This is a genomic window from Rossellomorea arthrocnemi (assembly GCF_904424705.1).
GTDB classification, from domain to species: Bacteria; Bacillota; Bacilli; order Bacillales; family Bacillaceae_B; genus Rossellomorea; species Rossellomorea arthrocnemi.
The window spans coordinates 1-25,283 of sequence record NZ_CAJGBF010000015.1; the positions used below are offsets into that span (position 1 = coordinate 1).

Here is a 25,283-nt window from a genome sequence, read left to right on the forward strand (position 1 = left end):
AATACGTGCGCTATTACAACCAAGACCGTATCCTAGAAAAATTAGGCTACCTGACGCCCAAAGAATTTGGGGCGCAAGCAGCCTAAAGAGGTGTTTTATATGTGTCTCAAATCGCTATGTCAGTCTAATCATGACATTTTTTTGTTGTAGTGAAAACGTACGCTTGGACAGTCAGAAAACTCCAGCAGCTTGCTCAGCCCACAAGAAAGATGGATGGGACAAAGAAAGCGTTCTTTGCCTCCTTGGACCATTTTGCTTATGACCTCGAGCCTCTAAGCCCTGGAGCTGGGCAGTGAGACCCCCGAGGCTCACCGTCAGCACCGCGGAAAACGGGCACCTGGAGCGGAAATCAACCACTACACGCTTCTTCAAAAGCAACAATGTTTACGAAAACAGCCTTTAAAAAGTATAAATCAAAAAAATTCGTTGATAAATCAATGAAGATAACGCTTACATAGAAAGTGCCCCTTAAATCCCTATTGACTTCCCTTCAGATACCCAGTATTATCCTCTATAAGATTAAATTTTTGAAAATTTCATACATTCAATTATCCAGAGTGACCGAGGGATCAGGCCCTATGACGTCCGGCAACCTCCATTAGTGGAACGGTGCCAATTCCTGCAGAATGTTTTCATTCTGAGAGATAAGTCGAGATAAACAGGCGATGCTTCTTTCAGTTGAAAGAGGCATTTTTTATTGGAGAAAAAGGGGTGTACACATTGATCGAGATTCGAAATTTGGTGAAAACGTATAAAACGAAAAAGCAAACGGTGGTCGGTGTCGACAACGTTTCCGTCAGCATTGAAAAGGGTGAGATCTTCGGGATCGTAGGATACAGCGGAGCGGGTAAGAGTTCTCTGATTCGCTGTCTGAATCTGCTTGAGACCCCGACATCAGGTGAGATCATCATTGATGGTCAGGATTTTACGAAACTCTCATCAAAAGGGCTGCGGCTTGCCCGTCAGAAAACGAGCATGATCTTTCAACATTTTCACCTGATCAAATCCAAAACGGTGTTTGACAATCTTGCTTTTGCACTGAAAGCGGCTAGTGTACCGAAAGCCAAAATCAAGCCGAGAGTCGTCGAGCTCCTGGAGATGGTCGGTCTTTTAGACAAAGCCGACGCGTACCCGGCCCAGCTCAGCGGTGGTCAAAAGCAGAGAGTCGGGATTGCGAGGGCCCTTGCGAATGATCCATCCGTATTACTGTGCGATGAAGCAACATCAGCCCTGGATCCGAATACAACGAAATCGATTCTGAGACTGTTAAAAAAAATCAACAAAGAACTGGGATTGACGATTGTGCTCATCACACACGAAATGGAAGTGGTGAAGGAAATCTGTGACCGGATGGCCGTGATGCAGGACGGGAAGATTGTGGAGGAAGGTCCTGTGTATGAATTGTTTGCAGAACCGAAACAGCCTTTAACGAAGCAGTTCATCGAAACGATCCTTCAATTCGAACTTCCGCCTCACCTGGTGGAGTCGAGAAAAGGGAAACTCATCAAAATCCAATTCAAAGGGTCCATCGCCGAGGAAAGTGTCGTATCAGAGGTGTTCCAGCGGTACCAGGTCCGGGGAAATATCCTGCACGGCAAGATCGAATATATCCAGGATGTCCCACTCGGGATTTTCATTATGGAACTGATTGGATCATCTGAAGAAATTGAAGCGGCGATCCGTTATATTACGGCGAAGACGCAAAGTTTGGAGGTGCTGGAGGATGCTGCCTGATTCATTGACTGCTATACTGCCGGAATTGAATAAAGCCTTTTTTGAAACGGTGTATATGGTGGGGATTTCATTAGCCGTTGCGATTGTAGTGGGATTGCCATTGGGAATTTTGCTTTTTGTGACAGACAAAGGGTTGTTCTTGCAAAATAGTGTAATAAAAAAGGTCGTTGGATTTGTCGTGAACATGGTCCGCTCGGTTCCGTTCATTATTTTATTAGTAGCCCTTTTACCATTAACCAAGTTTTTAACAGGTACCACCATCGGACCGACGGCGGCTTCCGTATCCCTTTCAGTGGCTGGCATTCCTTTTTTTGCGAGAATGGTAGAAACGTCATTGCGTGAAATAGACAAGGGTGTCATTGAAGCCTCGGTTTCAGTGGGGGCAAGTCCATGGATGATCATTAAGGATGTGCTGTTACCGGAAGCACGTCCGGCCGTCATACAGGCAATTACAATTACAACGATCAGTTTAGTCGCCTATTCCGCCATGGCCGGCATCGTCGGCGGGGGTGGAGTCGGGGACCTTGCGATTCGCTTCGGGTACTACCGATATGACAACACGGTGATGATCACGACCGTCGTCATTTTGATTTGTTTGGTTCAACTCATCCAGTATACGGGTGATGTGTTTGCACGATTAGTGGATAAACGATAACGATTATAGGAGGAACAACAAGTGAAAAAGTGGATTTTAGTAGCAGCAGTAGGGTTCATCATGAGCGTGCTTGCAGCCTGTGGAGGAGACGAAGCCGGCTCGGGCTCGGGAGACAAAAAAGAAGTGACCATCGGAGCAACCTCCGGTCCTTACAGTGATATGGTGACCAAGGCGATCAAACCCGGTCTTGAAGAAAAAGGATACACGGTGGAAGTGAAGGAATTCAGTGACTACATTCAGCCGAACAACGCACTAGCTGAAGGAGACCTGGATGCGAACCTCTTCCAACATAAAATCTATATGGAAACCTTCGCGAAGCAGCATAACATGGACCTTTCCGAAGTGATTGTCGTACCGACGGCCCCAATGGGGATCTATTCACAGAAGTTTCATTCGATTGAGGACATTAAAGAAGGCAGTGCCATCGCCATTCCGAACGATCCTACCAATGCAGCACGGGCATTTCAAATCCTGGAGGATGCCAAGCTGATTACGTTAAAACCGGACACAGATCCATTGACGGTATCAGAAAAAGACATTGATGAAAATGTGAAAAACCTGCAATTCAAACCGATTGAAGCAGCACAACTCCCAAGAGCAGTGGACAGTGTGGACCTATCAGCGGTACCAGGGAACTACGCACTCGCAGCCGATATGGACCTGCTGGATGCCCTTCAGCTTGAGGACATGCCCGACCAATACAGAAACCGCGTAGTAGTGAACACAAAAGACGTTGAATCACAACTTGCCAAAGACATCAAAGCAGTTGTCGAAGCAGACCAATTCGAAAAAACCATCGACAACGAATTCAAAGGCTTCGGCAAACCGGAGTGGATGGAGTAGAGGGGATGGAGTAGAGGGGATGGAGTAGAGGGACGGACCTCAAAATACGACGTAATTGAAATGAAAAACGTGATAGGGACGGGCTTCCGCATGAAAATGCGGAGGTCCGTCCCTCATTTTATAGGCAGCACTTCTTATATTTCTTACCGCTGCCGCATGGGCAGGGGTCGTTGCGGCCAACTTTTTCTTCGATTTGGATGGGGTGAGGCTGCGGCACGGGAAGCGATTGTTCATCCATTGATTGGTGTTCTACTTTTTCAATCAACTTTCTCCATTGTGGGAGTTTTGGGTGATCGATCCCGTTCATGATGCAGTTGACGTATATGGATTCTTCCAGGCACAGCATTCCTTCATCGTAGCCTTCTTCGATGAATGCTTCGATTTTTGGAATTGCGGCAGTTGATAACTGCTGACATAAATAATCTGCGATCAGTGTTTTAGCTGTGATATCATCTGTACGATCAAATAGTGTGGATAGTGCCTGTTCGGCTTCTCTGGTTTTGATCCTTCCCAGTACATCAAGGGTATAGAAATAGGTATTACCGTAAAGTGCTACTTTCTCAACCTCACGGACCACCTGCTCTGTCCCTATCTTCACCAGGGTATTGGCCAATTCCTCGAATAATAAATCACTTTCATCTTCCTTTTTAAAGAGGTTCACTAACTGAGGGACGACACTCTCTTCACGAAGTTCACCCGCCATATAAACGATATATATTCCGTGAAAGCCAAACCCGTCTTCCGTTTCTTCATTTTCTCTCAATCCATTATGAACTTCCCAGTTTTCAATACCGTCTTTATTAATTAACTCCTTGATGACCCTCTTTCCATGATCATATTGAGCTTGGCTATAATCATAATCATCTAAATAATTTGTGACACCTGCGAGCTCCTGGTAAAGCTCCTCTATCGTCAACTGCGGAAGCTTCACGATTTCTGCTAATTGGCTTTCAGTTACAAATCGTTTTACTTCCTTCTTGTGTGCAATTAACAAATCAGTATGAGCATTTAATAGTAATTGAGTATAAAATAGGCGATCGTGATCCTTTTTCCCCAGGCTCTTTAATCGATCGACAACCTCTGCCAACCCTTCCTCATTCAGAGGCAGGTACATTAAGTAAGGCAGGATGGGCGAAGAGTACTCCGATACAGGTCCGCGGTCAACGGCTTGCAAACCGGTCAAAAACATATCCTCTTCAGGTAAATACGTGTCCTCCAACATTTCAATGGAATATCTCTGCACAAACGGATCCTCACTCAAAAAATAAGGCTCTACTCTTTCAACAAAACGGTTCATCCAACCATCCTTTATTATGATATTTTCCTTAAGTGTAAGGGGTAGGTAGGGAAAAGGGAAGAGGGACGGACCTCGACAAGAAAACTGCTTTGAATTTTATGCAGTTGATAAATGAACAGAGTTAGAAGGGAGGAGTTTAGAAGAAACATTTTAATCCTATTCACTCGTGGCAATATTAGAAGGAACACTAGACCAGACTTACAGTCGAATACATCATGGAAATTATGGATTTCACCCGTCCCTCTTGAATTTCAAAACGAATTCGACACGAACGTTAACAAAATATGAATCAATTGTCCCATTTTTGTAAATTTTTTTATAATTCCTTAATCCTCGACAAAATAGTGATATATTTAAAGAGTGCTTGGTTTACATATTTCAACAGAATATGAACTAAGTGTAATAAAGTAGCGGAGGTGTTAGGAAATAGGTAGATTTTAATCAATATATTTCGTAAATCTACGTATTTTTGGCATGAATCAAGACTTTCCGGGGGAAACAAATATACCATTAAGTAAGCGCTTACAAAACCTTAGAAGGTATTGGTGCCATAGACAAATGGACTGGGAGAGTATTTTGAAATAGGCGAATGAATAGATACATAGGCTTATTTCAAAGGTCGAACAACAATTTGAGGAGGAACCAGGTTGAAGGTAATGAAGAAACAGTTGTTCATATTAACAACGATTTTGGCCATGCTTGTAAGTTATATTGTTCCGATGGGTTCAACGGCTTCTGCATCAGAGTATTTAACGGTCCAGGAAGCGATCGCGAACAACAGTGGTACAGGTACCGTTACAGGGTATATTGTAGCTCATACAAAAGCTACTAACAGTTATGATTTTGAAGCTCCTTTCACAGGAGATACTAATTTCGCCATTGCAGACAGTCCGGATGAGACGGATCCATCAAAGATTCTTCCGGTTCAACTGCCATCTGCTTTCAGGGCTGAATTCGGACTTCTAACAAACCCGGAAATCATAGGGGAAAAAGTAATCATTACAGGAAGTCTGGAAGCTTACTTTACCGTTCCGGGACTAAAATCCCCCACCGCCATGTCCTTTGAAGGTGAAGATCCGGACGAGCCAACACCTTATGAAGGCATTGAAGGCTTGCGAATCCACGATATACAAGGGGAAGTACATACCTCACCGTATAATTCAGAAAAAGTAAAAGGTGTAGAGGGGATCGTCACTCACGTTGTGGATGCCAGCAATTTCTACATGCAAGATGCCCAAGCGGATGATAACGATAAGACATCTGAAGCAATCCTTGTCTATAAGCCGGCTCATGGAGTGAAGCTTGGTGATAAAGTGGCTGTCGATGGACAGGTAAAAGAATGGGTACTGGATGGTTATGATGAGAAATTACAAACAGACCTTGCGATGACCGAACTTAACGCACAGTATGGGAATGTGATCGTTGATTCAGGTAACAATGACCTTCCGGCAGCGCTGGTGGTTGGGGAAGATGTAATTCCTCCTACCGAAGTCGTCGATAACGATCAATTCGGGGAATTCGATCCTGAACAGGACGGAATCGATTTTTACGAAAGCCTTGAAGGAATGCGTGTTTCACTTGATAATCCTACTGTGACAGGCCCTCAGAAATATGGGGAAGTTCCAGTCATCACTGACCAGGTAGAAGGTAAAGCCTATACGAAAGAAGGAGCACCTCTATTAACAAAAGAGAACCAAAATCCTGAAAGAATGTTCTTGTTGTTAGATAACCGGGATTTTGTTACGAAAACAGGGGACCAATTCAATGGAACAGTAACAGGGGTCGTCAGTTATAGTTTTAGTAATTTTAAAATTCTTGTAAATGAAGAAAGTCTCCCGGAATTAACAGAGCGTGAATATACTCCGGAAGTGACAACGATTGAAAAAGCAGATGATCAATTAACGGTAGCAGGCTACAACATTGAAAACTTTGCAGCATCTGATACAGCGAAACGGGATAAGCTTGCAAAATCGATGGTTGAAAATCTGAAATCTCCTGACATCATCGGTTTAGTGGAAGTATTGGACGAAAGTGGTACCACAGATGATGGTGTAGTGAAGGCAGATGCAAACTATAAAGCATTAAGTGACGCCATTTCCGGTTTCGGTGGACCTGCCTATTCATGGACAGAAATTGCTCCTCAAGATAAACAAGATGGTGGGGTGCCTGGAGGGAACATCCGAGTAGGATTCCTCTATAATCCAGACCGTGTGTCTTTGACGGAAGGTACAAAAGGTGACGAAACAACAGCTGTAGCATATGAAAACGGCTCCTTGACATTGAATCCGGGAAGAATCGATCCGACGAACCCTGCATTCGATGACAGCCGCAAGCCATTGGCGGCACAGTTCAACTTTAAAGGCGAAGATGTTATTGTCGTGAACAATCACTTTAACTCTAAAGGTGGAGATCAACCCGTATTCGGTAAAAATCAGCCACCTCTCCTGGGAAGTGAGGAACAACGATTGAAAATAGCTGAAATTGTCAATTCATTCGTATCTGATATTGAAGACAAGAATGAAGACGCTAACGTAGTCGTAATGGGAGACTTAAACGACTTTGAATTCTCCGCCCCTTTACAAAAGCTGAAAGGTGAAGAGTTAACGAATCTTGTTGAAACTCTTCCTGCAAGTGAACGATACACGTATACGTACCAGGGGAATGCGCAGGTATTGGATCATATGCTGGTTTCCAACCGTCTTGCTGCAGGTGCGGAATATGATATTGTCAACTTTAACTCTCCATACATGGAAGAACACGGGCGAGCAAGCGATCATGATGCCTATATCGGTCAATTCGATTTAACAGCTGAAAGCAACGAAGAGTTCGACCTCTCCATCATGCACACAAACGACACGCACGCCCATGTGGAAGGTTATCCTAAGCTCTTTACAGCAGTGAATGAGGTTCGTGCCGAAAGGGAAAACGCTCTATTATTAGACGCTGGTGACGTATTCTCAGGAACACTTTACTTCCGTCAATATAAGGGTCTTGCTGATCTTTGGTTCATGAATGAACTTGGTTATGACGCCATGACATTTGGTAATCACGAATTTGACAAAGACTCTAAAACGCTGGCAGACTTCATTAAAGAAATGAATTTCCCAATGGTATCATCGAATGTATCGGTTACTGGTGATACAGATTTAGAACCACTTGTGAAAAATGAAATCGGTACACCAGGTGAAGGTGGAAACATCTACCCTGCCATGATCAAGGAAGTGGATGGGGAAAAAGTAGGGATCTTTGGATTAACCACTCCGGATACTGCATTCATTTCTAATCCAGGAGAAAATATTTCTTTTGAAAACCCTGCTGAAAAAGCAGCATCGACAATTGATATGCTGAAAAATGAAGGAGTCAATAAGGTCATCGCCCTATCACACCTGGGTTATGCTCAAGACTTAGAACTGGCTGAAGCCGTAGATGGTATTGATGTGATCGTTGGCGGTCACTCCCATACTGTATTGGAAGAACCTGTCGTCATCGATAAAGAAGAACCGACTGTAATCGTACAGGCTGGGGAGTATTTGAACCTGCTTGGTTTGTTGGATGTCACATTCAATAATGACGGTGTAGTCACGAACCATTCAGGCGAAGTGCTTGACCTTGGGAATTATGAAGCAGATGCAGATGCTCTTGCAAAAGTGGAAGAGTTCAAAGCTCCTCTGGAAGAGTTGAAGAGTGAAGTGGTCGGCCGCACAGAAGTAGCTCTGAATGGAGAACGTGCCGATGTCCGCAGAAAAGAAACGAACTTAGGTAATTTAATCGCAGATGGAATGGTTGCAAGGGCCAATGAGTCTGTCGAAACGTACATCGGCCTTCAAAATGGTGGTGGAATCCGTGCTTCAATCGATGCAGGGGACATCACTCTAGGAGAAGTATTAACGACAATGCCATTCGGAAATCAACTTGTAACACTGGATTTGACTGGTCAGGAAATTAAAGACGCCCTTGAACACAGTGTTTCAAGAGTAGAAGGCCAGGATGCACCAGGGGAATTCCTTCAAGTATCAGGAATCAAATACAAGTACGACGTAAATAAGCCTGCCGGGGAACGGGTATGGTTCTTAGAAGTGAAAACAAGTAACGGATTTGAAAAAATCGATACTAAAAAAATGTACTCTGTTGCCACCAACGCATTCACGGCAAATGGTGGAGACGGATATACGATGTTTAAAGAAGCGAAAGAAGAAGGCCGTCAAACGGAATTGTTTGTAGCAGACTTTGAAGTGTTCACTTCATATCTTGAAAAGAACAATCCCGTTTCACCAGTTGTGGAAGGACGTATCGTTCAAGAAGCAGCACCTGAAGAAAATACAGATTTTAATTTATCCATTATGCATACGAACGATACTCATGCCCACGTGGAAGGTTATCCACGCTTGTTCACAGCGGTTAAGGAAGTTCGTGCAGAAAAAGAAAACTCTCTCTTATTGGATGCAGGGGATGTGTTCTCCGGTACACTCTACTTCCGCCAATACTCAGGTCTTGCAGATTTATGGTTCATGAATGAATTGGGTTATGATGCTATGACTCTAGGAAACCATGAATTCGATAAAGATTCTAAAACACTGGCAAACTTCATTAAGGAAATGAATTTTCCGATGGTTTCTTCTAATGTCCAAGTGACAGGTGATGCTGACCTTGAGCCATTGAAGAAAAATGAGGTTGGAACTCCCGGTGAAGGCGGAAATATCTATCCTGCCATCATCAAAGAAGTAGACGGAGAAAAAGTAGGGATCTTCGGACTGACAACTCCTGAAACTGAATTTCTCTCTAGTCCAGGAGATCATATTGTGTTTGAAGATGCAGCCGAAAAATCAGCTGCTACAATCGACATGTTAAAAGATGAAGGTGTAAACAAGATCATCGTTCTTTCTCATCTTGGCTACTCACATGACCTGGAACTTGCTGAAGCAGTTGATGGAATTGACGTTATTGTCGGTGGGCATTCCCATACAGTATTGGAAGAGCCGGTAGTCATCGATAAAGAAGAACCGACTCTCATTGTTCAAGCAGGTGAGTATTTAAATCTTCTTGGATTGTTGGACGTCACATTTGATGCTGAAGGTGTTGTAACGGGCCATGAAGGCGAGGTACTGGATCTCGGGCAATACGAAGAAGACGCTGATGCTCTTGCAAAAGTAAATGAATTCAAGGCACCGTTGGAAGAAATTAAAAACGAAGTCGTTGGTAAAACGAAGGTAGCTTTAAACGGTGAACGAGCAGACGTCCGAACGAAAGAAACCAATTTAGGGAATCTGATTGCAGATGCCATGGTAGAAAAGGCGAATGAATCGGTTAAGACACATATTGGACTTCAAAATGGCGGCGGTATCCGTGCATCCATCGATAAAGGCAAAATTACGTTGGGTGAAGTATTAACAACGATGCCGTTCGGGAACAATCTGGTGACCCTCGACTTAACAGGCCAAGAGCTTCTGGATGCTCTTGAGCACAGTGTAAGTGGAGTTGAAACCGGAGAAGGACGTTTCCTTCAAGTATCTGGAATCAACTTCAAGTACGACATCAACAAACCGGTTGGGGAACGAGTATGGTCTGTTGAAGTGAAAACCGATAAAGGGTTCAAAGAAATTGACCCTGCAAAGATGTACACAGTTGCAACCAATGCCTTTACAGCAGATGGCGGAGACGGTCACAGCATGTTTAAAGCAGCTAAAGATGAAGGTCGGATGACAGAGTTATTCCAAGTGGATTATGAAGTATTCACTGACTATTTATCTAAACATAAAAATGTCTCTCCAAAAGTTGAAGGCAGAATCATTCAAGAAGAACAACAAGATGAACCGGATGATGGTGGCTGGCAAGATGATTTCTTCGACTTTATTAAAAAGTTAAAGAATTGGTTATGTACACTATTCGGATTATGCGGTAGACCATAGTATTCATTATTCCGGAATTAGACATAAAAAAGCACTGGCTTATCGTTAAGCCAGTGCTTTTTTTCGCTATTTAGATCGTCGTCGTTTCCTTATCCCGTTCGATCACCGCTAAACGCTCTGCCACTTCTTCCTCCGTCAAACCATGTTCAATAATGTATCGGTTTTCAGGGCTCTTGCGGCACTCATCTGAGCAGCTTCTCATGTATTTATGCTCATTTTCTTCCGAGCAAAGGATTTTTCGGTTACAAGGCGGGTGGGCGCAGTTTACGTAACGTTCACAAGGTTCGCCTGTGTAGTAGTCTTTCCCCACCACGACATGCTCTGTCTGATTGACAGGAACACCGATACGCTCGTCGAATACATAAAGCTGACCGTCCCATAGCTGACCTTTCACTTCCGGGTCCTGACCATAGGTGACGATTCCTCCGTGCAACTGAGCAACATCCTCAAAGCCTTCTTTCACTAACCAGCCTGAGAATTTCTCACATCGGATACCACCTGTACAATACGTGATGATTTTTTTGCCTTCCAGTTTATCTTTATTGTCACGGACCCAATTCGGGAGATCACGGAAGTTTTTAATATCTGGCTTCACGGCTCCCCTGAAGTGTCCAAGTTCATATTCATAGTCGTTACGTGCATCAAGAAGAATCGTATCTTCCTGCTGAATTTGTTCGAAGAAATCCTTTGGCTCAAGGTATTTACCGGTAAGTTCGTTCGGGTTCACATCATCTTCAAGACGAAGAGTCACAAGCTCTGTACGGTGCTTCACTTTCAATTTCTTGAATGCATGACCGTCTGCTTCATCAATCTTGAATACAGTGTCAGCGAAATGAGGATCCTTTCTCATCGCTTCCATGTAAGCATCTGTCTGCTCGATGGTCCCGGAACATGTACCGTTAATTCCTTCAGATGAAATCAGAATCCGTCCCATAAGGCCAAGATCCGAACACAGTTGTTTGTGCTGAGCCGTAACCTCTTCAGGATTCTCAATGGTTACATAGTTGTAATACAGTAGTACTCGATAATTTTTCATGTTTATTTCCACCTATCGATATATATTTGCAAGATATAATCTTAGGATTCTGTTCCTTATTACTCTTACGATGTACTATTATAACAAATTTTTAAAGAAATGCATTATGTATGGGTGATAAATACTGGGGATTGAGAGGAAATGGTGGTGGATATTGGGTATGGGGGTGCGGAGTGTCGATGGCTAAGAGGGATATTTCTGTACGTTTTTCATTCTAAACATGGCTTATAAAAAAACTTCCCATCCTACACAGGAGTTTCCAGTTTTCCGGCGAATGTATATATTAACGGTATTATTAAGGAACTTTTCCTTAAATAATCAATCGACCGAAAAAGGAGTTTTTCCATGGAATTAAAGCAGCTTGTCCAATCAATTGAGAAAGAAGTCATTGCCATACGTCGACATCTTCACCAGTATCCAGAGGTGAGTGGGGAAGAGTTTGAAACATCCAAAATGATTCAAGGAAAGCTCTCAGAAGCCGGCATCCAGTATAAAACTGGATATGCGGGGACGGGAATATTGGGTGTGATCAAAGGGGAAAAGCCTGGAGGGACGGTAGCACTTAGAGCGGATATCGATGCTCTTCCAATCCAGGAAGAAAATGAGCTTCCATACAAATCTATCCAACCAAATAAAATGCATGCCTGCGGTCATGATGCTCATACGTCCATGCTCATTGGAACAGGGAAAGTGCTGAATCAACTGAAATCGGAGATAGCAGGGACTGTCCTCCTTGTTTTTCAGCCTGCGGAAGAGAATGCCCCTATAGGGGGATCCCGGAGGATGATGGACGATGGTGTATTTGATGAATATACTCCTGACGTCATTTTCGGACAGCACGTGTGGCCGGATTTACCTGTCGGGGAAGTCGGGGTTGTTCATAACGAAATCATGGGTGCTTCAGACCGTTTTAAGATTACGGTCAAAGGTTCAGGGGGGCATGCCAGTATGCCGCACCAATCCAATGACGCCATCATCATTGCCAATAACCTCATAACCCAGCTCCAGACCATTGTGAGCAGGAACACCGATCCCGTTGACTCCGCCGTCCTCACTATCGGGAAAATCGAAGGTGGATACCGCTATAATGTCATCGCCGATGAAGTGACCATGGAAGGAACGATCCGAACCTTCAAACCGGAAGTAAAAGAGATGGTGAAGGGACGATTTTATTCGATTGTAGAAGGAGTGGGGAAAAGCTTCAATGCTTCCATGGGCATTGACTATTTTGACGGATATCCGGCAACGGTCAACTCCCCTGAGTGGGCTGATGAAGTAAGAAATGCTGCGCAAAAGGTTCTCGGAGAAGGCGCCACGCCGGTTGTTTCGCCGTCACTTGGAGGAGAAGATTTCTCCCGTTTCCTTCATAAATATCCCGGCGCTTTCTACTGGCTTGGAACATCTGTAAAGGATACAGAGCCTCAATATCCACTCCATGATCCCCGCTTTAAATTGAATGAACTTGCTTTAGGTAAAGGGGTTGAAGTAATGGTTCAGCTTGCATTGAATGCCTTGTCGAAACTGAAGAAAGAGGAGTCTGCCTTATGAGTTCACTCGAACAGTTTATTGAAGAATTAGCCCCGAGCCTCACTGCTTACAGGAGAAACTTTCATCAAAAGCCTGAACTCGGCTTTACAGAATATGTCACCACCTATCTTATAGGGAAGGAACTGGTGGATCTCGGCTTCACGATCCACATTGGAACGGATGCTCTGGAAGCAAATCACCGGATGGGGGTCCCGGCAACGGAATACCTGCACCATCAAGAGGAGCGTGCCAGAAAAGAAGGGGTGGAGGACAGTTGGCTGAATAAAATGAAAGGGGGGTATACAGGGGCAGTGGCCATTTTGGATACCGGTCAGCCGGGTCCTCATATGGCCTTCCGGTTTGATATTGATGCTTTGCCGATTAAGGAATCGAATGAGTATGAACACTTTCCTGCCAAGGAGGAGTTTGCGTCCACTTATGATGACGTCATGCATGCCTGCGGACATGACGGTCATGCTGCGATTGGCCTCGGTGTAGCGACTTTTTTATCAAAATACAAAAATCAGCTCAAAGGAAAGTTCACCCTCCTATTTCAACCAGCGGAGGAGGGAGGTCGGGGAGCAAAAGCTATGGTGAAAAAAGGCTGGCTTGATAACGTTGATTATTTTGCAAGCGGTCATATCGGCATCCGGGATACAAAGGTCGGACACATCTATGCAACAACGCACTCTTTTTTAGCTTCCTCCAAAATCAACGTCATCTATAAAGGAAAAGCTGCCCACGCCGGTCTTGAACCTGAGAAAGGGAAGAATGCTTTACTGGCTGCGGCTGCTGCAAGTCTTCACCTCTATACTATTCCACGTCATTCAGACGGGGCAACCAGGATCAATGTTGGGAAGCTCCAAGCCGGAACAGGACGGAACATCATTGCGGACGAGGCACATCTTGAAGTGGAAACCCGGGGAGAAACGACGGCAATTAATCAATATATGCTAAAAGAAGCCTTGCGCATTCTTCAATCATCTGGCGACCTTTATGGTGTGGAAACGGAAATCGATGTGGTAGGCGAGACGATGGAAGCCGAGTGCAATCAGGAGTGGATTCATTGGTTAGCGGAAGTTGGCAAGGAAAGTCCTTATTTATCAGACGTTCTTGATGCTTTGCCTTTAAAGGCATCAGAGGATGTTACATACATGATCGACGAAGTGCAGAAGCAGGGGGGGAGCGCAACGTTCATGGTATTTGGCACCCCATTAAAAAACGGTCATCATCATAACGAATTCGATTTTGATGAAGAGGTCCTGCAGGTCGCAGTGGATGCCTTCGCCCGCCTGATCCTGAAGCAGGCGCATTTAATAGAGGAGGGAATAAATTGAAAGCATGGCTGGATACAACTTTAAAAGCATTAAATCTTGTTGATACGATGGAGCAGCCGAACGGATTCACGAGGTTGGGATATTCAAAGGAAGAATTGGCTTCGATGGATGTCTTTCGTGAGGTGGCAGAAGAGCTGGGGTTATCTGTCCGGAAAGATCATGCAGGAAACCTTATGGCCAGATGGGAAGGGGAAACCAATCAAGTCGTTTTGACGGGGTCTCATCTCGACACGGTTGAAAACGGAGGAGGATATGACGGTGTGGCGGGTGTCCTGTGCAGTCTCGGAGCTGTGAAAGCTTTGAAAGAGAGTGGGTTTAAACCTCATCATTCCATTGAAGTAGTGTGCTTTGCTTCTGAAGAATCGGCGCGATTCGGTGTTTCTACCATTGGAAGTAAGAGTGTAGCAGGAATTTTTGATAAATCAGTAGAAAACGTAAGAGACCGACACGGGACAAGCATTAGAGAAGCTGTGGAATCAACAGGTTTAGAATGGTCATCTATCGGACAAGCTGAACGACCCCAAGACGAAATCCTTTCTTTCATTGAACTTCATATAGAACAAGGAACCCAAATCGAAGATCATGGTGCCGGGTTCGGAATTGTCCGCGGCGTGGCCTGCCCCATCCGGTTGAAAGTGAAAGTGGAAGGGATGGCAGGGCATACGGGCACCACTCCAATGGGGAAACGAACCGACGCCCTTGTGGCTCTTGCCCCCCTTATCACATTCGTTTCCAAGGAGGCAGAAAGGCTGTCCAATGAATCCACGAAACCACTTGTAGCGACCGTCAGCACGTTGGATATGAAACCAAACGTCATGAACGTCATCCCGGGATACGCAGAAGCAGGCATCGATATTCGCTCCGTCGACGATGTCTTGAAGAAATCCATGGCAAATAAAATAATTGAACAATGCCGAAACTTAGAGAATGAATTTAATGTTACAATCAAACTGGAAACTCTTGTAGATAATTCTTCTATTCTATTGGATGAAGAGCTGACAGCCAAAGTGAAGGCGGCCGGGGAAAGACTCGGTTACAAAACTTATGAAATGGACAGCGGGGCAGGGCATGATGTCATGAATATGGCAGCGAAATGGCCTTCCGCTTTAGTCTTCATTCCTTGTGAAAAAGGGATCAGCCACCATCCGATGGAACATAGCACGCTGGATGACTTATATGCAGGAGTAAAGATTCTAGCTGAAGTAATACAGCAAGAAGCAGGTGAATAGTCATTGTTGATTAAAATTGGTGTCATCGGTCCAGATGATTCAATCAAACGGATCAATCATGTAGCAACGTATTTTGAGAGTATTGAACTCGTTAATTTCCCCTATCACAAGGTGGATGAGATAGAACATATCCTAAGAAAGAATCGTGGTCTCGTCGATCAATGGTTCTTTTCCGGACAGTCCCCTTTTTATTACGCACTTGAAAAAGGATGGATCACCGAAAAGGAAGGGAGCTTCCCCCCTTTGCACGGATCAAGCTTTTTCGGGGCATTATTAGAGGCGCAAATGAAAGAACAAATGCTTTTTACTAAAATCAGCATCGACACCATTTCAAAACAGGAAATTGAAACGGCCGTTCAATTCCACGCCTTTGAACAACTTGAAATTGCAAGCTATCCCTATGAAGGGTATCGAAGTGCAGCTGAACTAGTCGATTATCACCGTTCCCTTTATGAAAAAGGGGAAATTGAAACGGCGATTACATGTATTCAAAGTGTACAAAAAAGCCTGACTGAAATGGGCATTCCATGCTACCGTGTCGTGCCGACGAATTTATCCATCCGGATGATCCTGCAATATTTATTAGAAAGAGCGCATTCCAGAAAATACCGCAAATCCCAGATCGCCATCGTCGGGATAGAAGTGATCTATTCCACCCAAACATTGGACGAGTCTCATTTTTCTTATAAAATGAAGCATCAGGAGCTGGATTTGAAGCGGAACCTCCTTGATATCGCCCAGAAGATCAATGGATCCATGGTTCAATTGGGAGATGGATTATTCTTTGTGTACACAACGAGAGGGGAACTTGACCTTCATGAAAAGGAGTCGATTTTCTCTACCCTGACGCAGGAAGTAAAAGCTCATACGGATTTGGATATTCGCGTGGGATTAGGATTCGGCGTGACGGTTTTGGAAGCTGAACACCATGTCCGCCTTGCATTTCAACATGCGAGAAAGCATGAGTCTTCCATTGTCGTAAGCGTGAATGAAGATAAGACCGTCACCGAAATCCTTCCATCTTCGAAGACTATCACGTATTCCCTGGACCACTTGGGGGATGAATGGAAGGCAGCCTTCAAAGAAGCATCGGTCAGCTCTGCCATTGTTTCAAAAATTCTCTCCCTTTCCCGTCACTATGACAAAGAGGAGATTACGTCCCAGGACCTTTCCCGTTGGCTGAAGAGCACCGAGCGGAACGGACGGAGAATCCTGACTGAAATGGAACGGATCGGTGCGATGAAAATCAGCGGAGAAGAACAAAGCGGGGGCAGGGGAAGACCACGTAAACTATATCGCTTTCAACTATAAAAATATAGAAAGACCTCATTCGACCAGGAATGAGGTCTTTTTATGAAATCAACCATAATTCGTAAATTGAAAATTTTCTAATAAATTTTAAAAATGAAAGAGGAATTAAGCAATCAATATCGAAATACTTATTAACGGAAGTAAAAAGGAATTATTCCTTAAAACATTAGACGAAGGAGTGACCACATGACAAACCCGAATATAGAACCGAATCCACCTCAAAAGGAGAAAGGATTTCTTCGATTTTTAGGCGGAATCGAAAAGGTAGGGAATAAGCTCCCGGACCCATTTATGTTGTTTGTGTACTTATCTGTATTTATTGTATTATTCTCATGGTTTATTTCCAGCTTAGGCGTCACGGTCATACACCCGAAAAATGGGGAAGAGCTGGCCATCAAAAGTCTTGTATCCGGAGAAGGTCTCCAATACATACTTACCTCTATGCTTGATAATTTCACCGGATTTGCACCCCTCGGCCTCGTACTCGCCATGATGCTAGGTATTGGATTAGCCGAAAAAGTGGGACTGCTTGAAACAGCGATCAAGAAAACGGTTTTAAACGCTCCCAAAGGATTGATTACATACGCCGTCATTATGGTAGGTATCATGGGGAACCTGGCGTCTGATGCAGCGTTTGTCATTATCCCGCCTTTAGCTGCCATGATCTTCTATACAGTGGGCAGGCATCCGTTGGCAGGTCTTGCTGCAGGATTCTCCGGGGTTGGTGCAGGATTTACTGCAAACTTCATCATTACTGGTACTGATGCGTTACTTGCAGGTATTTCCACGGAAGCGGCAAAAGCCTTCGAAGTCACCGTTACGCCGGTGGACAACTGGTATTTCATGATCACATCTGTTGTGTTCCTGACGGTCGTCGGAGCATTCGTAACGGAAAAGGTCGTGGAGCCGCGACTCGGAACGTACAAAGGGAAAGTCGATAAAGTGTTGGAAGAAGAAAGCCCCTTGGAAGGAAAAGCATTGAGAAATGCCACATTGGCAGGATTGGCATTTATTCTGCTATTGGTCGTTTCCATTGTATGGCCGAGCTCACCAATGCGAAATGAGGATGGCGGTCTCATCCCGTCTACCTTCTTGTCAGGTATTATTCCCATCACTCTACTATTCTTCATTATTATCGGCGTCGTATACGGAGTGACAGTGAAGAAAATTCAATCAACAAGAGATATCCCGAAGTATATGACAGAAGCTATGAAGGATATGGGCGGTTATATCGTCTTAATCTTTGCCGCTGCACAATTCATCTCCTACTTTGATTGGACGAACCTCGGAACGTGGGTAGCGGTGAGTGGTGCAAACTTCCTGGAATCGATCAATATGACAGGGCTCGCCGGCATTATTGGATTTGTCCTGTTGACGGCACTGTTGAATCTATTAATCTTCAGTGGGTCGGCACAATGGGCACTCGAAGCTCCGATCTTCATCCCGATGTTTGCCACCCTTGGATATAACCCGGCGTTCGTTCAAGCCGCTTACAGGATTGCAGATTCATCCACGAATATCATTACGCCCATGAACCCATATATTATCGTCATCCTTGCCTTTATGAAGGAATACGATAAGAAAGCAGGGCTCGGAACCCTGATTTCCCTCATGCTGCCTTATACGATTGCATTCTTATCAGTTTGGATCGTACTGCTTCTGGCATTTGCTTTGTTGGGGATACCGTTTGGACCGGGAGTGGGAGTTTACCTATAGAACGGAGAAAGTCCAGCCTTTAAGAGCTGGGCTTTTCCTATTGTTCCATGAATCTCGAATGAAGTAAGTTCTTCAGAAAACCTCGGAAATGAATACATTAAATTTGTAAAAATGGATACGATTTGAAACAATGAAAATAACAAGAAAAATAATCAAGGGGTTGTCACTACATATGGTCAAAAAAATCATGTTGCTTTGTCTTTTTGTTGTTTTCAGTTTACTGATCGCAGGTTGTCAGGAGAAGGCTCAGCCAGATGATCGGCTGAAAGAATACGTAGATCTATGGAATAAAGAGAAATTTGATAATATGTTCAAAGATTATGTAAATTCCTCCACTAAAGAAACGTTCAAAAAAGAAGATTTCGTTACGAGATACAATGATATCTATAAAGATTTAGAAGTGAAGGATGTCAAAGTATCTTTTAAAAAGCCGGACAAAGAAGTGGAATGGGACAAAGAAACAAAAGCGGAATTTCCCTTGACCATTTCATTTAACACCCTGGCCGGTGAGGTTTCATATAAAAAAGATGTTACGCTGACAAAAGAAAAGAAGGACGACGAGGAAAACTGGTTCGTGGATTGGGACCCTTCGTTCATCCTTCCTGAGATGGAAAAAGGGGATAAAGTCGGCGTGGAAAGTATCTCGGCCAACCGCGGGGAAATTCTTGATCGGAATCAGCAGCCCCTTGCCATCAACGGGGAAGCATTTGAGCTTGGAATTGTCCCGAAAGAGTTCAATGACAGTGATTTAGACAAGCTGGCCCAATTGCTGGATATGTCATCCGAATCCATTCAAAGTAAGCTGGATCAGAGCTGGGTAAAGCCGGAATTTTTTGTCCCTATCAAAAAGATCGCCTTATCTGAACGACCTTTAGCCTTAGATGTGATTGAACTCGGAGGGCTTTACTCCAAACGTGTACCGGCGAGGGAATATCCATATGGAGAAGCCACTGCCCATCTGACCGGTTATATCGGAAAGCTTACGGCAGAGAAATTGGAGAAGCTGAAAGACAAAGGCTATACCGCTCAGTCTCTAATGGGCTTAAGCGGAGCGGAGGAAGTTTATGAAGAACAATTGCGGGGCAAAGACGGGCAGCGTATTTATTTGAAGAAAAAAGATTCAGAAGACGTCTTAACCGTGGTCGAGCAACCTGTTCAAGACGGGAAGAACATCACCTTGACGATTGATGCCGAAATGCAAAAGAAGATTTATGCCCAAATGAAGGATGAGGCAGGAACCGCAGCTGCCATGAATCCGCAAACAGGAGAAGCGCTGGCTCTTGTCAGCACTCCGGCCTATGATCCCAATGAGTTTGTGTTAGGGATGAGCTCAGAAAAGTATAAGAAATTGGCGGACGATCCGAAAAAGCCATTGCGAAATCGCTTCCCCCTTGCGTATTCACCAGGTTCGACAATGAAAGGTATCACGTCTTCTGTCGGGCTGAAATCAGGTAAGCTGGATCCAACGAAAATATATGATATCAAAGGGAAGACGTGGAAAAAGGATGAATCATGGGGGAAATATAAAGTTGTCCGGGTCTTTGATAATGAGAGCAAAGTGGACTTAGAAAGCGCCCTTAAATTCTCGGATAACATCTATTTTGCCCGTGTGGGATTAGAGATGGGAGCCGAGACCTTTATTGCTGGTTTGAAGGATTTCGGCTTTGGCGAAGAAATCCCCATGTCTTACCCGATTTACAAATCACAGGTTTCGAACAACGGGAAGATTTCCAAAGAAGTCCAGCTAGCCGATTCTGCATTCGGTCAAGGTGAGGTACTGATGAGCATCGTTCATCTGGCAAGTGCATATGGCGGTATCATCAATGATGGAACCATGATGGAACCAAGACTTCTGAAGGACAAAGAACAGAAAGTGTGGAAGAAAGACCTGCTATCGAAAGAACAGGCAGAGATGATGAAAACGAATTTACGAAAAGTGGTCACAGAAGGAATTGCCGGAAAAGCGAGTGTAGAAGGAAAAGCCATCGCCGGGAAGACCGGAACGGCAGAAATCAAGGCAGAACAGGGAACGACAGGGACTGAAAATGGATTATTTGTTTCCTATGATCAAAATGACCCGTCCATGGTTCTCGCTATGCTCTTTGAAGATGTACAGGACGCTGGTGGAAGTACCCATACAGTCCAAGTCGCAAAGAAGTTTTATGATAGTTGGAAATAACAAGGGAGAGAGGGGCAAATGCCCCTCTCTTTTTGTCATCATGTTCCATCGCTCTTTTACCGACGATTCCGCTTTCAATCTGTGATATGATAAACGGAATGACCAGCGTGGTTGAAATTCAACAGGAGTGATCAATGTGAACATATTTTTAACGGGATCGACAGGGTTTCTTGGAGGAAAGCTGATCAAGAACCTTTTACAGAATGAACGAAATGAAGTTTATATATTAGTAAGGAATGTAGAGAAGGCTGAGAGATTAAGAGATTCTTTTCAATTAGAAGAGCAAGGGAGAATTCATATTTTTCAAGGGGATATCACCATACCAGATGCTGGTCTGAGTAAGGATGACGTGGAATGGCTAACCGGCAAAATAGATGCCGTTTATCATCTTGCAGCTCTTGTAAAGTTTGACCTGGATTTACGTGATGAACTGTTTGCCGCCAATTACAACGGGACGATGCATATACTTGAACTGGCAGCACATCTTCAAGTGAAAAAGTTTTATTATGTGAGTACGGCTTACACAGTAGGAAAGCTGAGTGTGGGTGTGGAAGAGCTCTATCCCCCTGAAGGAGAGTTCAATAATCCTTATGAAGAAAGTAAAGTGAAATCGGAACATCTAGTATTTTCCTACCGTGACAAGATGGACGTGTCCATTTTCCGACCGGCCATCATTGTGGGGGATTCAAAAACCGGTGAAGCGGATTCTCAGTTTACCCTTTACGGATTTATGCGTGCACTGGGAGTGTTCAAGCGTAAGACAGCGAGACGTCAAGGTGAAGAGCGGAACTACAGACTGGTTGCTGCCAAGAATGGGACATCCAATCTCGTCCCGGTCGATTATGTGGCTGACATCCTAAGCCTTGCTCCTGACAAAGCCCATCCTGATAAAATCTATCATATTACCAATCCTAATCCGCCTGAAAACATTGAACTTCTGAAGGTAATAAAAGAGGCTCTTCAATTTGAACATTTAGAGGTCGTTGAAACCACTGGTGAGTATGAATTAGATGAAGAAGAGATAATGCTTAATGGCTTGATTGATGTGTTCAAGGTGTATCTTGCGGGTGCGTTGACGTTTGAGGATCGGAATACACAAGAGTTGATTGGAGGTACGGAGGTTGCTCATTTGGAGCTGCGTGATGAAACGATTGATATGATTATTCAGGCAGGCTGTGATTCCAACGGCGGAAAGATCATCATTTAATAGTAAAAAGATGCCGGGACATAACTAAATCTATACATTCTGAAGACGAACAATAAGATCACGTGTTACACCGCTATTGATTTCCATGCAAGACTTCGCTTTCCTCGGGCGGAAGGTGAGCCTCCTCGTCTCTGACGTTCCTGCGGGGTCTCACCTATTCCGCTTTTCCCGCAGGAGTCTTCGTCTTGCACTCCAATCAACAGCTAGAACCTGCTTAATATATGGATTAAGCTTTAGACCAAAAAATTAAAATCCGAACGAGTTAGATTTTTATCAAATCACTTGTTCGGATTTTTCTTTATCTGAAACCTTTTGTCCCAGCTTCTAAAAGTTTTTATAATGCTGTTACCATTCCACCATCAACAACTAGGGATTGTCCCGTTAAATAGGTATTTGCATCTGAAACAAGGAAGGCAATCACCCGGGCAAATTCATTGGGTTCACCATATCGTCCTATAGGAATCGACTTTTCACTCATACTCTTTAACTCTTCAACAGATAGGTTCTGTTTCTCAGCGTTTATCTGATCCAGCTGGGCAACCCGTTCTGTTGCTATTCTTCCGGGGCCAACCGTGTTGATAAGAATATGTTCTCCGGCAAGTTCCCTTGATAAGCTTTTTGATAACCCGACCATTCCTGTCCTGAAGGTGTTGGATAGAATCAGGCCGTCAATGGATTGCTTTATAGAAGATGAAGCAATATTCACGATACGTCCACCATTCCTGTTTCTCATATGAGGAATGACCTCTCTGATCGTACGAATATAGCTGAGCAGATTTAATTCAAAAGCATATTGCCAGTCGTCATCGTCGAATTGCTGGAACCCCCCTGCAGGTGGACCACCCGTATTGTTGACGAGAATATCCACACCTCCAAGTTTTGTAACCGCTGTTTTAACGAGGGAGCGGATATCTTCAGGTTTCGTCATATCACAAGTCGTGTAATAAACATGCTGATTACCTGACAGTTCAATGATTTCACTTGCTGTCTTTTGAAGTTCTTCTTCATTTCTACTGGAAATGAGTACACGGGCTCCTTCTTTTGCCAGCTCCAGTGCCGTTGCTTTTCCTAATCCTTTACTTGAAGCGGTCACGATGACTGCTTTATTTTTTATACCGAATTCCATTTCTTTCACCTCATTTAATTGGTAATATTGATTTCTTCGTTCATCGGTTTACCCTTTCCCTGGTAGTTCCAAAACAGAACAAATAGGAATACCGCAAAACCGATGATGTCTGTAATCCACCCGGGGTAAATCAGAAGAAAGGCAGCAACCGCACTGATAAGTCGTAGGTTTATAGGGAATTTCTTCATGAAATAGCCTTCAATGGACACGGATAAAAGAAATACTCCGATTACAGATGTGATGGTGAGCGTGATGATACTTGTAACCGTAGCGTCCACCATCAGCATCTCATGGGAAAACACAAACATAAATGGAACAATGAATCCGGCTATGGCGAGCCTCATCGCCTGGAACCCCGTCTTCGTCGGGTCACCGCCGCTGATTCCCGCTCCGGCAAATGCTGCCAATGCGACAGGTGGTGTGATATTTGCAAAGATTCCAAAGTAGAATACAAACATATGAGCGACAAACACGGCCGTTTCCGTTGAGCCGGCCAGTTCACGGAAGAGGGGTAATTGTAAAAGAATAGGTGCCGCCATCGTACTTGTAATGATATAGGTGGGGATACTTGGAAGTCCCATCCCCAACACAATAGACGTCACCATGGTCAGTAATAATGTAATCACGAGCTGTAGAAGCGGGCTGTCGATCATTTCACCGATGCCGACAATACTGTTGGCTAATTCAAGGGCCACTCCCGTAAGTGAAGCGACTCCTACCACAATTCCTACTGCACCACAGGCTACCGCAACCGGAATCGTCGTTTTTGCCCCTTCTTCCAATGCCTGTACACAATCCTTCAATCCGATTTCTTCGGCTTCCAAGTTTTTGGATTTTCTGAACAGGTTGATCAGTAGGGGAATCACAACAACCAACAGTAGCTCCCACCATCCGGTTTTCAAAGGAGGCATCCCTTCGCCGGATAAAAGGCCATTCACTTGTGGTTGAAACACAAAGAATACTCCCAGCAGAGTTGAAAGAGTTAGGACCTGCTTCGATCCTGAAATGATGATCGTGGCTAAAATCGACCAGAAGGCAGCGTAGAATGGTGTCTTTCCTGAGAATAATAAGTAAAGGAGAATCACCATTGGAATGATTAAATGTCCACGTTCTGCCAAAACAGCTTTCACGGAGGGAAGTTCAGATTTCGGTACACCATTCAACCCTCGTTTGGATGCTCTGAAGTGCACCTGAAGCAGAATACCAATGTAGAAAAGCAGGGCAGGGATGATACCTGCCAATATTACCTTAGTATAAGGAATATTAAGATTCTCAGCCATGATGAAAGCAGCGGCACCCATGATGGGCGGAAGTATTTGTCCTCCCACACTGGCTGCTGATTCGACGGCTCCTGCAAATTCTTTCTTATAGCCGATCTTTTTCATCAAGGGAATGGTGAAGGCACCGGTCGTCACGACATTGGCAACAGCTGATCCGTTAATGGAACCGAGAAACCCGCTGGCAATAACAGCAACTTTAGCAGGACCGCCTTTTGTATGCCCGGCTACTGCCAAAGCTAAATCATTAAACAATTTCCCCATCCCTGAGCGGCTTAAGAACGCTCCGAAGAGGATAAAGAGAATGATGTAGCTTGCGGATACACCTATTGCGGTACCGAGAATCCCTTCCGTAATGTATACAAGCTGTGAAATCATCTTTTTCGTTACGGTCAAGGTGATTTGAGAATTCAGTTCCGGATAAATCGACAGCTTCACGTAGAGACCATAAAGTAAGAACCCCAGTGCCAGAAGCGTCAAACCCCAGCCGGTCACACGTCTGGTCAATTCGAGAAGAAGGACGATGACAAGGATCCCCACGTAGTAGTCCATATCATTGATCTGCCCGCCTGTCCGGATGATGCGTTCGGCACTGAATAACATATAAATGCCAACAAACAAAGATAATCCGCTAAAGATATAATCATATAACGGAACCGATTGATCTTTCTTTTTACTAACAAAGGGGTAAAGGATAAATCCTATCGCCATCAGTCCATATAAATGAATGCTTCGCTGTTTCACATCCACCAATGCTCCTGCGTAGGACGTGTATAAATGGAAGAGGGCAATCCCGGCTGCCAATACTAAAAGGACTAGACCGATCATTTTAGGATACTTGTTCCTCGTATTTCCTTCCCGGTCCAACTCTTCCACTGATGTATTCTTCTGATTTTTCATCAT

Annotated in this window: 16 protein-coding genes and 1 riboswitch; of the genes, 12 read left to right on the forward strand and 4 right to left on the reverse strand. The window is 44.3% G+C overall.

Annotated elements, in window-relative coordinates; all coding sequences use genetic code 11:
- The first annotated feature begins 5 nt into the window (after positions 1-5).
- From BAA9072_RS24720 to BAA9072_RS17345, 4 genes are all read left to right on the forward strand, one after another.
- Positions 6-86: a hypothetical protein gene (locus BAA9072_RS24720; protein WP_408015236.1), complete on the forward strand. Its 81-nt coding sequence runs from the start codon at positions 6-8 to the stop codon at positions 84-86.
- Positions 87-545: 459 nt separating this feature from the next.
- A riboswitch (SAM riboswitch) is annotated at positions 546-651 on the forward strand.
- A 69-nt stretch (positions 652-720) separates the two neighbouring features.
- Positions 721-1,734, forward strand: coding sequence for a methionine ABC transporter ATP-binding protein (locus BAA9072_RS17335; RefSeq protein WP_201715948.1), 1,014 nt, complete (start codon positions 721-723; stop codon positions 1,732-1,734).
- Positions 1,724-2,389: a methionine ABC transporter permease gene (locus BAA9072_RS17340; RefSeq protein WP_201715949.1), complete on the forward strand. Its 666-nt coding sequence runs from the start codon at positions 1,724-1,726 to the stop codon at positions 2,387-2,389. Before BAA9072_RS17335 ends, BAA9072_RS17340 begins: the two co-directional genes overlap by 11 nt.
- A 21-nt stretch (positions 2,390-2,410) precedes the next feature.
- Complete coding sequence (locus BAA9072_RS17345) at positions 2,411-3,232, forward strand: MetQ/NlpA family ABC transporter substrate-binding protein (RefSeq protein ID WP_230980924.1); 822 nt, start codon at positions 2,411-2,413, stop codon at positions 3,230-3,232.
- A gap of 118 nt (positions 3,233-3,350) precedes the next feature.
- On the opposite strand, the gene BAA9072_RS24725 is transcribed toward BAA9072_RS17345, so the two are convergent.
- Positions 3,351-4,529, reverse strand: a complete 1,179-nt coding sequence (locus BAA9072_RS24725; RefSeq protein WP_408015247.1) for an SEC-C metal-binding domain-containing protein — start codon at positions 4,527-4,529, stop codon at positions 3,351-3,353.
- 656 nt (positions 4,530-5,185) lie between these two features.
- Between BAA9072_RS24725 and BAA9072_RS17355 the strand changes: the two genes are divergently transcribed.
- A complete protein-coding gene (locus BAA9072_RS17355) occupies positions 5,186-10,435 on the forward strand; it encodes a 5'-nucleotidase C-terminal domain-containing protein (RefSeq protein ID WP_230980928.1) in 5,250 nt (1,749 codons plus the stop codon).
- 70 nt (positions 10,436-10,505) lie between these two features.
- Here the strand turns inward: BAA9072_RS17355 and trhO are convergent, their stop codons facing one another.
- Positions 10,506-11,471, reverse strand: coding sequence for an oxygen-dependent tRNA uridine(34) hydroxylase TrhO (gene trhO / locus BAA9072_RS17360; RefSeq protein ID WP_201715951.1), 966 nt, complete (start codon positions 11,469-11,471; stop codon positions 10,506-10,508).
- Between the two features lie 345 nt (positions 11,472-11,816).
- Here trhO and BAA9072_RS17365 point away from each other — a divergent pair, with 345 nt between their 5' ends.
- The 7 genes from BAA9072_RS17365 (at position 11,817) to BAA9072_RS17395 (ending at position 21,977) form a co-directional block, all read left to right on the forward strand.
- Positions 11,817-13,019: a M20 metallopeptidase family protein gene (locus BAA9072_RS17365; RefSeq protein ID WP_201715952.1), complete on the forward strand. Its 1,203-nt coding sequence runs from the start codon at positions 11,817-11,819 to the stop codon at positions 13,017-13,019.
- Positions 13,016-14,335: an amidohydrolase gene (locus BAA9072_RS17370; RefSeq protein WP_201715953.1), complete on the forward strand. Its 1,320-nt coding sequence runs from the start codon at positions 13,016-13,018 to the stop codon at positions 14,333-14,335. The genes BAA9072_RS17365 and BAA9072_RS17370 overlap by 4 nt, the downstream gene beginning before the upstream one ends.
- A complete protein-coding gene (locus BAA9072_RS17375) occupies positions 14,332-15,564 on the forward strand; it encodes a M20 family metallo-hydrolase (RefSeq protein ID WP_201715954.1) in 1,233 nt (410 codons plus the stop codon). Before BAA9072_RS17370 ends, BAA9072_RS17375 begins: the two co-directional genes overlap by 4 nt.
- A gap of 3 nt (positions 15,565-15,567) precedes the next feature.
- Positions 15,568-16,875, forward strand: a complete 1,308-nt coding sequence (locus tag BAA9072_RS17380) for a hypothetical protein (RefSeq protein WP_201715955.1) — start codon at positions 15,568-15,570, stop codon at positions 16,873-16,875.
- A gap of 186 nt (positions 16,876-17,061) precedes the next feature.
- On the forward strand, positions 17,062-18,591 hold the full coding sequence (locus tag BAA9072_RS17385) for an AbgT family transporter (RefSeq protein WP_201715956.1): 1,530 nt from the start codon (positions 17,062-17,064) through the stop codon (positions 18,589-18,591).
- A 172-nt stretch (positions 18,592-18,763) separates the two neighbouring features.
- Complete coding sequence (locus BAA9072_RS17390) at positions 18,764-20,770, forward strand: penicillin-binding transpeptidase domain-containing protein (RefSeq protein WP_201715957.1); 2,007 nt, start codon at positions 18,764-18,766, stop codon at positions 20,768-20,770.
- 136 nt (positions 20,771-20,906) lie between these two features.
- Positions 20,907-21,977 carry an SDR family oxidoreductase gene (locus tag BAA9072_RS17395; protein WP_201715958.1) on the forward strand — a complete coding sequence of 357 codons (1,071 nt, stop codon included), beginning with the start codon at positions 20,907-20,909 and terminating at the stop codon, positions 21,975-21,977.
- A gap of 334 nt (positions 21,978-22,311) precedes the next feature.
- On the opposite strand, the gene BAA9072_RS17400 is transcribed toward BAA9072_RS17395, so the two are convergent.
- Both BAA9072_RS17400 and BAA9072_RS17405 read right to left on the reverse strand, forming a co-directional pair.
- On the reverse strand, positions 22,312-23,103 hold the full coding sequence (locus BAA9072_RS17400; RefSeq protein ID WP_201715959.1) for an SDR family oxidoreductase: 792 nt from the start codon (positions 23,101-23,103) through the stop codon (positions 22,312-22,314).
- Positions 23,104-23,117: 14 nt separating this feature from the next.
- A complete protein-coding gene (locus BAA9072_RS17405) occupies positions 23,118-25,283 on the reverse strand; it encodes a TRAP transporter permease (RefSeq protein WP_230980925.1) in 2,166 nt (721 codons plus the stop codon).

Excerpts from the sequence above, each read along its gene's own strand:
- BAA9072_RS17355 (WP_230980928.1), top strand. The coding sequence starts at position 5,186 with ATGAAGAAACAGTTGTTCATATTAACAACGATTTTGGCCATGCTTGTA.
- BAA9072_RS17370 (WP_201715953.1), top strand. The coding sequence starts at position 13,016 with ATGAGTTCACTCGAACAGTTTATTGAAGAATTAGCCCCGAGCCTCACT.
- BAA9072_RS24725 (WP_408015247.1), bottom strand. The coding sequence starts at position 4,529 with ATGAACCGTTTTGTTGAAAGAGTAGAGCCTTATTTTTTGAGTGAGGAT.
- BAA9072_RS17340 (WP_201715949.1), top strand. The coding sequence starts at position 1,724 with ATGCTGCCTGATTCATTGACTGCTATACTGCCGGAATTGAATAAAGCC.
- BAA9072_RS17365 (WP_201715952.1), top strand. The coding sequence starts at position 11,817 with ATGGAATTAAAGCAGCTTGTCCAATCAATTGAGAAAGAAGTCATTGCC.
- BAA9072_RS17385 (WP_201715956.1), top strand. The coding sequence starts at position 17,062 with ATGACAAACCCGAATATAGAACCGAATCCACCTCAAAAGGAGAAAGGA.
- BAA9072_RS17400 (WP_201715959.1), bottom strand. The coding sequence starts at position 23,103 with ATGGAATTCGGTATAAAAAATAAAGCAGTCATCGTGACCGCTTCAAGT.
- trhO (WP_201715951.1), bottom strand. The coding sequence starts at position 11,471 with ATGAAAAATTATCGAGTACTACTGTATTACAACTATGTAACCATTGAG.
- BAA9072_RS17390 (WP_201715957.1), top strand. The coding sequence starts at position 18,764 with ATGGTCAAAAAAATCATGTTGCTTTGTCTTTTTGTTGTTTTCAGTTTA.
- BAA9072_RS17405 (WP_230980925.1), bottom strand. The coding sequence starts at position 25,283 with ATGATGAAAAATCAGAAGAATACATCAGTGGAAGAGTTGGACCGGGAA.